We start from the raw sequence: 12705 nt of genomic DNA, 5'->3' as shown, positions 1-12705 counted from the left end.
TATGCAGACGTTACCATCCTTTGATGAACTCAAAAGACTGGCCGAAACGGCACCAGAAGAGCTGGAAGCCTTACGACTGCGGATGAGCGAGGAAATCATTGAGAATGCCAGCCCTGACATGCAGCCACGCCTGCGAGCCCAAATGAGCCATATCAACCAGGTCATAGCACGGGGTAAAAACCCGATTCATACCAATATGCTGCTGCGGGCTGAACTACAACAACAATTACAGCGCTTTGCCCGTTCCCTTACCGCGCCTGAAACCCTGACGGAACATGAAGCGAAAGTGATGCCGTTTCGCCGTCAGGCATAATGCCAGCCTTCCAAACACAACGGGCCAGTCAAATACTGGCCCGTTTCCGAGTACGGCTTGAAATGACGGCTGTCGCGCCTGCCGTGTTGTCAGTCTATAACTGTCTTCTTGATTCCGGCTACCTTTTCGATTTCAGATAGGTTTCACTTTCCATATCCCGAATTTCTATCGTCAGGCTGTCAATCGACGCGGCGTGCTGCTCCAGCAGCGGCATCAGACGCTCTGCCAGTCCGCGCTTGCAATCATTGTCACGCCCGGACAACAAAGCCAGTTCAAGGTGAATAAAATTATGGGCATCACCGCCTTCTCCTACCTGCCACTGGTGGCAAGGATAAGCGCGAGATTTTACAGAGGCGGGCTCAAACACGCCGCAGGTTAACAACGACTGGTGTAAGTCTTCCAGTAATGCGGCAACGTTTACGCGCTCAGCGACAGGATCGGCAAATTCCAGTTTCAGGTGTGGCATACAACTCTCCTTGTTGGTCAGGGGCGACCCGATATTCCATTAACTGGCGCCTAACTTAGCCGATTTTACTGACGACAGCGACACAGGCATGCAGAAATCCCCTGTTGATCACTATTCACCGTCAATGTGGCTAACCGTACTGAGCTGGCACTGAAAATTTATTACAGCTCAGAGTTCACTTTTGCCGTTGAAACAGGTACAACCGGGCATGGATTTGTTCGAGATTAAGGAAGTTTACGTCTATCAGGCGTATACTATCGGACGTTTAAGCCAGCATGATCGGCCAGGCTGCACTGAACACACTACTGCCTGACAGCGGTGTACTCAGTTTAGTCTGACTTTAGACATCACATAGATATGGAGAAAATCTTATGCGTCATCCTGTAGTTATGGGTAACTGGAAACTAAACGGCAGCAAAGAAATGGTCACCAACCTGCTGACAGGTCTGGATGCCGCGCTGGCTGGCGTTGAGGGCGTTGATGTGGCAGTCGCGCCACCTGTGATGTACCTGGATCTGGCACAGCGCCTGATCAGCCAGGGCAAAAGCAACATCATCCTGGGTGCCCAAAACGTTGATGTGAACGCCAGCGGTGCGTACACAGGCGATATCTCACCAGAGATGCTGAAAGATTTCGGCGCCAGCCACATCATCATCGGCCACTCTGAGCGTCGTGAATACCATCACGAGTCAGACGAGTTCGTGGCTCAGAAATTCGCCTTCCTGAAAGAGCACGGCCTGACACCTGTACTGTGTATCGGTGAATCTGAAGCACAGAACGAAGCCGGTGAAACCGTTGCCGTTTGTGCCCGTCAGCTGGATGCCGTGATCAAAACACAAGGCGTTGAAGCTCTGAACGGCGCCATCATTGCCTATGAACCTATCTGGGCAATCGGTACAGGTAAAGCCGCGACCGCCGAGCAGGCGCAAGATATTCACGCTGCGATCCGTGCCCACATCGCATCTTTCAGCGCTGACGTTGCGAAAAACGTAGTGATCCAGTACGGCGGTTCTGTGAAAGCAGGTAACGCAGCTGAGCTGTTCGCAATGCCAGACATCGACGGTGCTCTGGTTGGCGGTGCCGCACTGGATGCAGAAGGTTTTGCAGCGATTGCCAAAGCCGCAGCAGAAGCAAAGAAATAAGACACCATCAGGGGCGGCAAACGCCGCTCCTGCAGCGTCCTGTCTTCTGGCAGGCGCACAAAAAAGCCGACTCACTTAGTGTCGGCTTTGTTTTACCTGTCCCGCCCTGAAATGATCAGAACAGCTTATCGGCAACCTTGTACAAATCGGTGCGCACCGGGCGTTTCATATTCTCGATGGCATCAATAATGTCGTGATGGACCATTTTTTCATTTTGTACCCCTACGCAACGGCCGCCCTCACCCTGCATCAGCAGATCAACCGCGTAGGCACCCATACGAGAGGCCAGAATACGGTCAAAAGCCGTTGGCTGTCCGCCACGCTGAATATGGCCCAGCACGGTGGCGCGGGTTTCACGGCCGGTTTCTGACTCAATGTACTTCGCCAGCTGGTTGACGTCTGTCATCAGCTCGGTAATCGCCACAATCGCGTGCTTCTTACCTTTGTAGATACCTTCTTTGATTTTGGCCAGCAGCTGTTCTTTGTGCAGGCCGGTTTCCGGGGTGATGATGTATTCACAACCACCGGCAATCGACGCCATCAGGGTAAGATCGCCGCAATGACGTCCCATTACCTCAACGATAGAAATACGCTGGTGTGAAGATGACGTATCGCGTAAACGGTCAATGGCATCAATCACGGTATTCAGCGCCGTCATAAAGCCGATGGTATAATCGGTACCCGCCACATCATTGTCTATGGTGCCGGGCAGACCGATGCACGGATAACCCATCTCGGTCAGCTTTTTTGCCCCCATGTAAGAGCCATCACCGCCAATCACCACCAGCGCATCGATACCGTGAATTTTCAGGTTCTCGATCGCCTGAGCACGGACTTTTTCATCACGGAATTCAGGAAAACGGGCAGAACCAAGAAAGGTACCGCCCCGGTTGATCACGTCAGAGACACTGGAACGGTCAAGCTTTTGAATACGGTTCTGATGCAGACCCTGATAGCCATCATAAACACCGTAAACTTCCAGGCCTTCTGATAAACCTGCGCGAACAACACCGCGAATCGCCGCGTTCATACCTGGGGCGTCACCGCCACTGGTCAAAACACCAATCTTTTTAATCATGGTTACCCTCTGACTTTGGGAAATGAAAATCCTTTCCTTTGCGAGCTGGCCCGGGTCAGCGACTCCGCCTCGCCTGCCTCTCGGCGGCGACTCGCGTAAACTGTAACTTTCCTACTAATGTAGGAGTATTACAATTTAGAAAAACGATGTATTGATTCATATCACGTAAACTTGCCATGTGTCGGCAGCCTTGATGGCATACTGGAACCCCAAGTGCATTTTGTACCCCAGGGTGCCGCCAGACTGTATGCCACTAAGTATATGCTTAGTTCGCCACGTCGGCTGCCTTGTCAGCGAATTCTCCCGAACCCTGACGGCAAGCCGGGTTTCCGGCCACATGAACAGACAAATATTATTCGCAGTATAGCGGTTTTGTGATGAAATTTAATAACAAAATTGACAAGTTAAGCTCATGGTGACAACAAAAAAAGCCACAACATTTCGTTGTGGCCTCGGTATTTTCAGACAAACACAGCATTATTCACTGCGTTTTTCTTTCCATTTCGCCATGCATTCTGCCTGTCTCTCGGCATGCAATGTCTTATACTGTGCTTTCTGCTCCGGCGTCAGAATATTGAGCATGTCATGACGTTGTTTCATCATGCTCACCCGACGTTCAATTTGCTGATCCGACATTTGCTTGGCCAGCTCACGTACGGCATTTTCATCAAAGTTTTCGGCTAACAGCAAATCCTGCATTTTATCGTGGTTCGCCTTCATGGTGTCACGACCCTGAGCCATGTTGTCGTGCATCTCTGCTCTGTGGCTCTCACGCAGGCTGCGCATCCGCTCTTTTTGCGCATCGGTCAGATCCAGCGACTCCATCATTCCACGCTCGCCACGAGGGCCGTCACAGTCACCATAATGACCTTTACCATGATATTTCCCTCCATCCGCGAAGACCGACACGGCGCCCAACATCATAGGCACCGCAAATACCATGGCGACTGTCATTTTCATTTTCCTGGTCATAGTCTTATTCATATCGTGTTCTCGCTCTGTTGATGTCCGATAAGCCAATACTACGCACTGGCAGGTAAACTGTTGTCGTGCAAACGTAAAGCTGGGTAAAGCCCTGTTATCCTGCTTGGCCTGCTTTCGGGCATAAGGGATACTTAGCCTGAATCATTTACTTAGTATGGAATCAGTATGGCAAACATTCTTCTGGTCGATGACGATAATGAACTGACGGCACTGCTCAATGACATCCTTGTGCTGGAAGGCTTTACAGTACGCATTGCGCACAATGGTGAACAAGGGCTGTTAATGGCCGATGAAGGCACAGATCTGATCCTGCTGGACGTCATGATGCCGGTCATGAATGGCATTAATATGCTGCGCAAACTGCGCGAGACCAGCAGTACGCCGGTGCTGATGCTGACTGCCAAAGGTGAAGAGATCGACAGGGTACTGGGACTGGAGCTGGGGGCGGATGACTATTTGCCTAAGCCTTTCAGCGACCGGGAACTGCTGGCCCGCATGCGTGCTATTTTACGCCGCTCCCGTATGGTGCAGGACAACCAGAATGAATCAGACTGCGTGAGCTATCTGGATCTGACCATTTATCCCGGCCGTCAGGAAGTCACCTGTAACGGCGAGCTGATAGAAATGACCGCCACAGAGCTGGCCCTGCTCAGCCACTTGATCCGCCATCCCGGCACTGTGGTGACTAAACAGGATCTCAGCCTGGAAGTACTGGGCAAACGCCTGGCCCCTTTTGACCGGGCCATCGACATGCATGTTTCCAATCTGCGAAAAAAACTGCCCCCGCGCGAAGACGGTAAACCCCGAATCAAAACCCTGCGCGGCAAAGGCTATCTGTTTGTGGAGGCAGGATGAAACGGCCCCTGTTCAGCCTGCCGGTTTTCAACCGGCTCTCCAGCCGGATCTTTGCCATTTTCTGGCTGACTCTGATGCTGGTCGTTATCGTGCTCCTGCTGCTGCCGCACCTTGACCCGCGCTCGCAGCACACGATTCCTAAGCCAGAGCTGGATAGGTATCAGAGCGCGGCGGCACGCATTTCTGAACGGTTAAGCAGCCAAACCGGTCCGCTGCAGGAAAAGCTGCTGCCGCTGGCCGATCCTGATCGCCACAAAGGCATGCAACTTTACTTTACCAACTTTGACGGTGAGCTGATCACCCCCCATCAGCGCACCAAAGCCCTGCGTAATTTCATTACCAGCGCCGACAGCCCGGAAACACCACGTCAAAAACTCTACGGCCGCTGGATGGTCGCCGGGCCTTTTCTGGTGACAGATCAGCAGCAAAGCGCGCTGATGTATGTCGGCAGAATATCGCACCGCCCGCCGCCTTTCTTTCTGCGCATTCTCGATCAGCCTTTTCATCTGCTGCTGCTGACCATGCTGGTCAGTACGCCGCTGCTGTTATGGCTAGCCTGGGCATTAAGCCGTCCGGCGCGCAAACTGCAAGAAGCCGCTCAACGCGTTGCCAGCGGACAATTTACTCAGGACCCGACGCTCGAATCCTCCGGCCCTCTTGAATTTCGCCAGGCCGGCGCCAGCTTTAATCAGATGGTCTCCTCAGTCAATCAGATGATCAGCGGGCAACAGCGACTGCTGTCAGATATTTCTCATGAACTGCGCTCTCCGCTGACCCGGCTCCGCATGGCCACCGCCCTGGCCCAGCGCAAACAGGGCAACAGCACAGAGCTGGATCGCATTGATACCGAAGCGGAACGGCTGGAAGCCATGATTGCCAAACTGCTGGAACTGTCGCGGATGCAAATCCACGGGCAGGAAACCCGCGAGTACAGCGATGCGGTGAGTCTGTGGCAGGAGATGCTGGAGGATGCCGAATTCGAGGCCAGCCAGAACAAGAAATCGCTGGCCTGCAGCCCGTTATTGCCCTGGCCGCTGGCGGGCAATGCAGAATTGCTGATCAGTGCTCTGGAAAATGTGGTCCGCAATGCCATCTACTACAGTAAAGATCGCATTGAAGTGCAGTTCAGCGCCAATGACCACTCGCTGACAGTGACCATCGACGATAACGGCGAAGGGGTGCCCGAAGATCAACTGAATGATATTTTCCGGCCTTTCTACCGCGTCTCAACCGCCCGGGATCGCCACAGCGGCGGAACGGGATTGGGGTTGGCGATCACAGAAAATGCCATTCGCCAGCACAATGGCAGTATCAGCGCCAGTCACAGCCCGCTGGGCGGACTGAGAGTGACTCTGATGCTACCGCTGGCACAAAAAAGCCAGCGTCACTCATTGTCGAAAACTGAGGCACGGTAGTCCCGGATCCCCATGCCGGTCCAGCGTTTGAACGCTTTTGCAAACGCACTGTCGTCCGCATAGCCAAAATGCAGCGCCAGATTAGCCTGTGTGCTGCCTTTTTGGTTCAGCATCTGCAGGGCCTGCTGTTTTTTTATCTGCTCAGACAAGGCCCTGAAGCTGACACCGAAATCTGCCAGCTTGCGATTGAGGTGGCGCTCGCTGAGATTACACAAGGCAGCGGTTTGTGCACGGGTAAGACTGGGTTGCTGCGTCAGCAAGTGGCTGATCTGCTCCAGAAACGACGCGGGGGCCAAGCGTCTCATTTGCTGCTGTGCCAACCGTATCAGCTGAGCCTGTAATTCCGGCTGGATGTCACGCCGGCTGCACAGCCAGTCTTCATCACTGAAAACCATATAGTTCCCTGTCCGGTTAAAACAAATCTGAGTATCGCCAAATACCTCACGGTACAAGGCAAGCGGTGCCTGTGGCGGATGCTCAAACGCAACTCTCTTAGGGATCACCGGCCCGCTGGCAACCACGGCAGCGCCCTGCATCACACTGGCAAAAATGGCTTCCAGCCGCGGCGCTCTGGCCGCCTCAAAATAAGGACGATAGACCAGATGCCAGCCTTCCCGGCTGTGAAACCGGGCAAAGCGCCCCCCCTCTCCGACCAGATCTGAAAAACGCAGCAGATTGTCCACCGCCCCCGCCAGATTGACACTGCTGAGTAACAAAAATCCCAGCATATCAAACTGATCGATCTGCAGCTGGCGGCCAATTCGCAATCCAGCGCCGTCGCAACCGGCGAGATCTGCAATCGCCTGCCAGAGCTGATCCTGCAAGGACAATGGCAGGCGTTCACCGGCCGGACAGGCCGCAACCTGCCGTCGCAGGGTGTCCGGCAGTGTGATCCCCAGAGACGGCAGAAATTTAAGGATCGCTTTGCTAAATCCTGGTGTGACAGTGCTGGCATACATAGCGCTAACCCGGGCATTCTGTTCATTATACTCTCGGCCATTTATACCATTGCCCGTCCGGGGGCACTGTGATGCGGCTCGGAACCCAGGTGTTATTTCGGGCCATTAAGTCCCAAATTAACCTGTTTATGTCCCGTCTGGGCCATAGCTAAGTGTTAACAAAAAGTTAATGATAATATTCAGAACCTAAACAGAGAGTCATTCAGTATGCATCCCTACGTTGTGATTGGCGCCGGCCCTATGGGCCTGTGCACAGTACGCCGCCTGGCCGAACAAGGATTGCCTGTTATCGGGCTGGAAGCTCATGCCGATGTCGGCGGACTGTGGGACATCAGCAGCCCGACCAGTACCATGTACGAATCTGCCCACCTGATTTCCTCCAAGCGAATGACAGAGTTCTCTGATTTTCCGATGGCGGATCATGTGGCCACCTACCCGAAACATGATCAGCTTTGCCGCTATTTTCAGGATTATGCCCGGCATTTTAATCTGTATGGCCATTATCGTTTTAACGCCTGGGTGGAGAACGTTGAGCCTTGCCAGGGCAACTGGCTGGTCACCTACCGCCAGCATGATGAGACCTTTACCCTGATGGCATCCGGGGTATTGCTGGCCAATGGCACGCTGCACCATCCCAGACGGGGGAACTTTGGCGGCGAATTCCAGGGCGAGCAGTTTCACAGCAGCGATTACAAAAGCGCCGAGGTCTTTGCCGGAAAACGGGTCCTGATTGTCGGCTGTGGTAACAGTGCCTGCGACATTGCGGTGGATGCCGTGCATCGCGCCCGCTCGGTTGACATGGTGATCCGCCGAGGGTATTACTTCCTGCCGAAATTTGTGGCTGGCGTGCCCACCGATACCCTGGGCGGTAAAGTGCGATTGCCAAACCGGCTAAAACAAATCGTCGACGGCACCCTGGTCAGGCTGATCTCCGGCAAGCCCAGTCAGTTTGGCCTGCCAGACCCCGATTACCGTATGTATGAATCCCACCCTGTGGTCAATTCCATGTTCCTGCACCACATAGGGCACGGCGATATTACAGTGCGGCCATCGATTGAGCAGTTGCTGCCGGCTGGCGCGCGTTTCCAGGACGGGCAGGAAGCAGAATACGATCTGATCCTTGAGGCCACCGGCTATTCACTGCATTATCCCTTTATCGAGCGCCGGCACCTTAACTGGGATGGTGACGCCCCCAGCCTGTATCTCAATATGTTCACCCCGCAGCATGACAACCTGTTTGTGATGGGCATGGTGGAAGCCTCGGGGCTTGGCTGGCAGGGACGCGATGATCAGGCTCAGCTGGTGGCGCGTTTCATCCGGGCCCGTCATGAGAAACCGGCCGAAGCGGAAAAATTTATGAACAAAGTCCGCCAGCAGGCCAGCAGCAGAATTGATGGCGGCATTGCGTACCTGAACGTAGAACGGATGGCCTACTATGTACACAAAGCCGATTATCTGGCGGCACTGAACCACGAAATGCGCCAGCTGCAATGGGAGAGCTGAATGTCGAGCACTAGCCTGCTGTTACTGAATCTGATCCTGGCAATGATGATGTTTGGCATCGCCCTGAGCCTCAAACCGGCCGACTTCCGCCAGGTCATCCGCCAGCCCAGAGGGCCCCTGACCGGGCTGGCGGCCCAGTTTGTGCTGATGCCGGCCCTGACCTGGCTGCTCACCCTGCTGGTGCCCATGCCCGCCGAAGTGGCGCTGGGCTTAATCCTGGTTGCCAGTTGCCCCGGCGGCAGCTTTTCCAATATCGTCACCTATCTGGCCAAAGGCAACACGGCGATGTCGATCAGTATGACAGGGATAGCCAGTGTCGCTGCCGCCTTCATGACCCCCTTTAATTTCATGCTGTATGCCAGCATGAACCCGCAGACGGCCCAATTGCTGAAACAAATTGCCGTGCCACCGGAAAGCCTGTTTATTGTGGTGACTCTGGTGCTGGCGTTGCCGCTGGCGCTCGGACTGATCTGCAGTCAGTTAGCCCCCGGCTTTGCCAGACGCAGTGAACCCTTCTTTCGCCTCATTTCGCTGCTGACTCTGTTCGGTTTTGTGGCTATCGCGCTGATCAGTAACTGGCCGCGCTTTATTGCCGGCGCCAGTGTCTTCCTGCTGGCGGTTATCTTCCACAACGCTCTGGCGCTGGCTATCGGCTGGCTCTGTGCCTGGGTCATGAAACTGCCGGTTGCCGACCGCCGGGCAATCACACTGGAAGTCGGCCTGCAGAACTCCGGCCTGGGCCTGGGTATCATATTCACTTTTTTCGGCGATCTGACCGGTATGGCCATTATTGCCGCAGGCTGGGGGATCTGGCATCTGATCAGCGGTATGGGACTGTGCTACTGCTGGCACCGCCTGGATCATCGCCACGCGCTCCTCACCGCTCCCGTTTCATCCACTCGCGAACAGCATAAAGGGACCTTATGACGCAGCGAATTTTGATCACCGGCTGCCAGGGCTATCTGGGCCGGCAGCTCAGCGTGCGCCTCGCTCAGCACGCCCAAGTGTTTGGCATTGATATTCAGGAGGCTCAGCCTGAAGGCATCACCTACCATAAAATGGACATTCGCTCTGCCGCGCTGAGCGATTTCATCGGACAGCACCGCATCAGCCATGTGATCCATCTGGCCAGCATCGTGCAGCCATCCCGTGACCGGGAGAGAGACTATGACATTGATGTCAACGGGACGGAAAACCTGCTCAAAGCCTGCATCAATAATCAGGTCCGCCATCTGACTGTGACCAGCAGCGGCGCCGCTTACGGCTATCATGCCGACAATGCCGAGTGGCTGCGTGAGTCCGATCCGCTGCGGGGCAACCGGCATTTCTCCTACAGTTACCACAAGCGGCTGGTGGAAGAGAGACTGTCTACCTACCGTATCGCCCACCCGGAACTGCAGCAGCTGATCCTGAGACCGGGTACTGTGCTGGGAGCGCAGACCAACAACCTGATCACCGACCTGTTCCGCAAAGACAAGTTACTGGCCATCAAAGGCTCACCGTCACCCTTTGTGTTCATCTGGGATCAGGACGTTGTCGATATCATCACTGAAGGTGTCACCCAAAGTAAATCCGGGCAATTCAATCTGGCGGGAGACGGAGCGCTCAGCGTTCACCAGATTGCCGGTATTCTCGGTAAAGACACCCGGGATTTGCCGGCCTGGCTGCTGAAAACAGCGCTGCGAATCGGCAAGCTGCTGCGTTTGACCCAATACGGCCCCGAGCAGCTGGACTTTCTCCGTTACCGCCCTGTGCTGGCAAACTGTGCGCTGAAATGTGATTTTGGCTATATCCCCAAAAAAACCTCGCTGGAGGCTTTCGAATATTATGCCAGCCAGCAAGGTTTGCTCCCGGCCAGGAGGGGTCAGAATGACTGAGTACAAACCTGTCGCCATCCTCACCGGCGCCGCCTCGGGACTGGGCCGCGATCTGGCCATTCGCCTGTCATATTGCTACCGGCTGTACCTGATAGACAGGGACCAGGACAAGCTGACGGAGCTGGCTGCCACACTGGAAGACAGCCAGGTCTTCGTCTGCGATCTGGCAGACAACCACGCGATAGAGGCGCTGATTGCCGATATCCGGCAGCACGAGCCTGACATTGCACTGCTGATTAACAATGCCGGTATCACCCACCGCTCACTGGCCCGTATCACGCAACCGGCGGTGATCGAAAAAGTCATGGCAGTGAACTTCTTTGCGCCGGTCCGTCTGACCCAGGGGCTGCTGCCGCTGCTGGTGCAGCACCAGACCAAAGTGGTCAACATCAGTTCGATGGCAGGGTGGATGCCTGTTATGGGCCGCGCCGGTTACTGCGCTTCCAAGTCTGCCCTGCATCAGTATTTCGAAACCTTCCGGGCCGAAATGCGACAGGACGGTGTGACTGTGCTGATGGTTTATCCCAGCTTTCTTGATACGCCCATCGAACAGAACGCCCTGAATGGCGACGGGGGGCGCACCAGCCATAAACGCTCGATGGTGGGCAAACTGCAGACCAGTCAGTGGATGGCTGAACAGGTATTTGCCGCCATTGCGCAAAACAAAGAGCGCTTGTTCCCGGATCGCTTCACCCATTTCTCCAGCTTGCTCTACCGCCTGCTGCCTCGGGTTTTCCTGCATCTGATGCGCCGGAGATTTGCCTCTGAGCTTGAGGTGCAGCCATGACACTGGTGTGGTTGGGCCTGGCGATTATACTGGCCTTCGGCATTGAAGCCATGACAGGGTTTGGCAGTATCGTCCTGGCACTGTCGCTGGGCGCGCTGGTGATGGATATAGAATCACTGGTGCATATTCTGGTGCCGCTCAATCTGCTGATGACGGCGCCGCTGGCCTGGAAGCTCAGACAGCACATACAGGTTTCATTCCTGCTGCGTACCGTGTTGCCCATGATGCTGGCCGGTACAGCCATTGGCGTCCTGATGACCCCTTACGTGCCCGAACTGCTGAGCAAAACCCTGTTCGCCGGCCTGATCATCTGGTTTGCCGCCCGTGCCCTGCTGCAACCTGCGGCAGCTGAGATGCCTTCACTGCGGCGACACTCCACCATTACGGCGGCCGGGATCACCCATGGGTTGTTCGCGTCCGGCGGTCCGCTGCTGGTCTATGCGCTGGCCCGCACCTCGCTGGATAAAACCCAGTTCAGGGCAAGCTTGCTGACAGTCTGGCTCTGCCTGAATGGCAGCCTGACACTCTATTTCCTGCAGGCTGGTGAACTGGCTGCTCACCGGGAAACCTTACTCTGGCTGGCCCCCTGTGTCGGCATAGGGGCATTTATCGGCAACCGACTGCACCACCGTATCGATCAGACGCACTTCAGCAAGCTGGTGTTTGGTGTCCTGCTGGTCGTCGGGCTGATGCTGATGCTCAATACGCTCTTTTCATGGGCAACCGCGCAGCACTAGTCCCCACCGGTTAAGGCAGGCTACAATAGTACTTTTGCCGCTGTTGTAGCCTGACCATGTTTGATATCGCTCTGTACGAACCTGAAATTGCGCCCAATACGGGCAACATTATTCGCCTGTGCGCCAATTGCGGTGCACACCTGCATCTGATTGAGCCGTTAGGGTTTGATCTGGAAGAGAAAAAATTACGCCGTGCCGGCCTGGATTACCACGATCTGGCCCATGTGCATCGTCACGCCAATTTTGAAGCCTTTCTGGCCGCCACTGCCGGTCGCCGTCTGTTTGCCTGCACCACTAAGGCCACCCAGTACCATACCCAAGCCCGGTTTCAGGATGGCGACATCCTGCTGTTTGGCCCGGAAACCCGCGGCCTGCCGGCAGACATCATAGAGAGCCTGCCGGCGACGCAACGACTGCGCATTCCTATGCATCCGGACAGCCGCAGCCTGAACCTCTCTAATGCCGCCGCCATCATTGCCTATGAAGCCTGGCGCCAGTTTGATTTTGCCGGGGCAAAATAGCCTCACTCAGTGACAAAAAAGGGGGCCGCCGCCCCCTTTCTCACAGAATCCATGTTGGCAACTATCGA

The 12705-nt window shown here is 55.1% G+C and carries 14 protein-coding genes; 10 read left to right on the top strand and 4 right to left on the bottom strand.

What is annotated here, in order from left to right:
• The first annotated feature begins 1 nt into the window (after position 1).
• Entirely contained in the window at positions 2-313 is a 312-nt protein-coding gene (locus tag D6M16_RS20545) for a DUF3135 domain-containing protein (protein ID WP_120513751.1), read from the top strand.
• A gap of 118 nt (positions 314-431) precedes the next feature.
• Here D6M16_RS20545 and D6M16_RS20540 read toward each other — a convergent pair whose 3' ends face one another.
• On the bottom strand, positions 432-779 hold the full coding sequence (locus tag D6M16_RS20540) for a 5-carboxymethyl-2-hydroxymuconate Delta-isomerase (protein WP_046220361.1): 348 nt from the start codon (positions 777-779) through the stop codon (positions 432-434).
• 371 nt (positions 780-1150) lie between these two features.
• Between D6M16_RS20540 and tpiA the strand changes: the two genes are divergently transcribed.
• The gene (tpiA, locus tag D6M16_RS20535; RefSeq protein WP_120513750.1) at positions 1151-1921 is read left to right on the top strand and encodes a triose-phosphate isomerase; all 771 of its coding nucleotides are present in this window, start codon (positions 1151-1153) and stop codon (positions 1919-1921) included.
• Between the two features lie 115 nt (positions 1922-2036).
• Here the strand turns inward: tpiA and pfkA are convergent, their stop codons facing one another.
• Positions 2037-2999 (bottom strand): 6-phosphofructokinase, encoded by a 963-nt coding sequence (gene pfkA, locus D6M16_RS20530; RefSeq protein WP_046220363.1) that lies wholly within the window; start codon positions 2997-2999, stop codon positions 2037-2039.
• A gap of 477 nt (positions 3000-3476) precedes the next feature.
• The gene (locus tag D6M16_RS20525) at positions 3477-3953 is read right to left on the bottom strand and encodes a CpxP family protein (protein ID WP_240435671.1); all 477 of its coding nucleotides are present in this window, start codon (positions 3951-3953) and stop codon (positions 3477-3479) included.
• Positions 3954-4148: 195 nt separating this feature from the next.
• Here D6M16_RS20525 and D6M16_RS20520 point away from each other — a divergent pair, with 195 nt between their 5' ends.
• Positions 4149-4838, top strand: a complete 690-nt coding sequence (locus D6M16_RS20520; protein WP_120513748.1) for a response regulator — start codon at positions 4149-4151, stop codon at positions 4836-4838.
• Entirely contained in the window at positions 4835-6253 is a 1419-nt protein-coding gene (gene cpxA, locus D6M16_RS20515) for an envelope stress sensor histidine kinase CpxA (protein WP_120513747.1), read from the top strand. Before D6M16_RS20520 ends, cpxA begins: the two co-directional genes overlap by 4 nt.
• Here the strand turns inward: cpxA and D6M16_RS20510 are convergent.
• Complete coding sequence (locus D6M16_RS20510; RefSeq protein ID WP_120513746.1) at positions 6223-7212, bottom strand: AraC family transcriptional regulator; 990 nt, start codon at positions 7210-7212, stop codon at positions 6223-6225. The two genes, cpxA and D6M16_RS20510, sit on opposite strands and share 31 nt — an antisense overlap.
• A 207-nt stretch (positions 7213-7419) precedes the next feature.
• Between D6M16_RS20510 and D6M16_RS20505 the strand changes: the two genes are divergently transcribed.
• From D6M16_RS20505 to trmL, 6 genes are read left to right on the top strand one after another with little or no spacing between them, the layout of a single operon-like run.
• On the top strand, positions 7420-8715 hold the full coding sequence (locus D6M16_RS20505) for a flavin-containing monooxygenase (RefSeq protein WP_120513745.1): 1296 nt from the start codon (positions 7420-7422) through the stop codon (positions 8713-8715).
• The gene (locus tag D6M16_RS20500) at positions 8716-9642 is read left to right on the top strand and encodes a bile acid:sodium symporter family protein (RefSeq protein ID WP_120513744.1); all 927 of its coding nucleotides are present in this window, start codon (positions 8716-8718) and stop codon (positions 9640-9642) included.
• Positions 9639-10592, top strand: a complete 954-nt coding sequence (locus D6M16_RS20495) for an SDR family oxidoreductase (RefSeq protein ID WP_120513743.1) — start codon at positions 9639-9641, stop codon at positions 10590-10592. Before D6M16_RS20500 ends, D6M16_RS20495 begins: the two co-directional genes overlap by 4 nt.
• Positions 10585-11379: an SDR family NAD(P)-dependent oxidoreductase gene (locus tag D6M16_RS20490; RefSeq protein WP_120513742.1), complete on the top strand. Its 795-nt coding sequence runs from the start codon at positions 10585-10587 to the stop codon at positions 11377-11379. The genes D6M16_RS20495 and D6M16_RS20490 overlap by 8 nt, the downstream gene beginning before the upstream one ends.
• The gene (locus tag D6M16_RS20485; RefSeq protein WP_120513741.1) at positions 11376-12116 is read left to right on the top strand and encodes a sulfite exporter TauE/SafE family protein; all 741 of its coding nucleotides are present in this window, start codon (positions 11376-11378) and stop codon (positions 12114-12116) included. Before D6M16_RS20490 ends, D6M16_RS20485 begins: the two co-directional genes overlap by 4 nt.
• Positions 12117-12172: 56 nt before the next feature.
• Positions 12173-12637, top strand: coding sequence for a tRNA (uridine(34)/cytosine(34)/5-carboxymethylaminomethyluridine(34)-2'-O)-methyltransferase TrmL (gene trmL / locus D6M16_RS20480; RefSeq protein ID WP_120513740.1), 465 nt, complete (start codon positions 12173-12175; stop codon positions 12635-12637).
• The last annotated feature ends 68 nt before the right edge of the window (positions 12638-12705 follow it).

Source organism: Photobacterium salinisoli, from assembly GCF_003614885.1.
GTDB classification, from domain to species: domain Bacteria; phylum Pseudomonadota; class Gammaproteobacteria; order Enterobacterales; family Vibrionaceae; genus Photobacterium; species Photobacterium salinisoli.
This window is presented reverse-complemented; position numbering and strand designations above follow the sequence as displayed.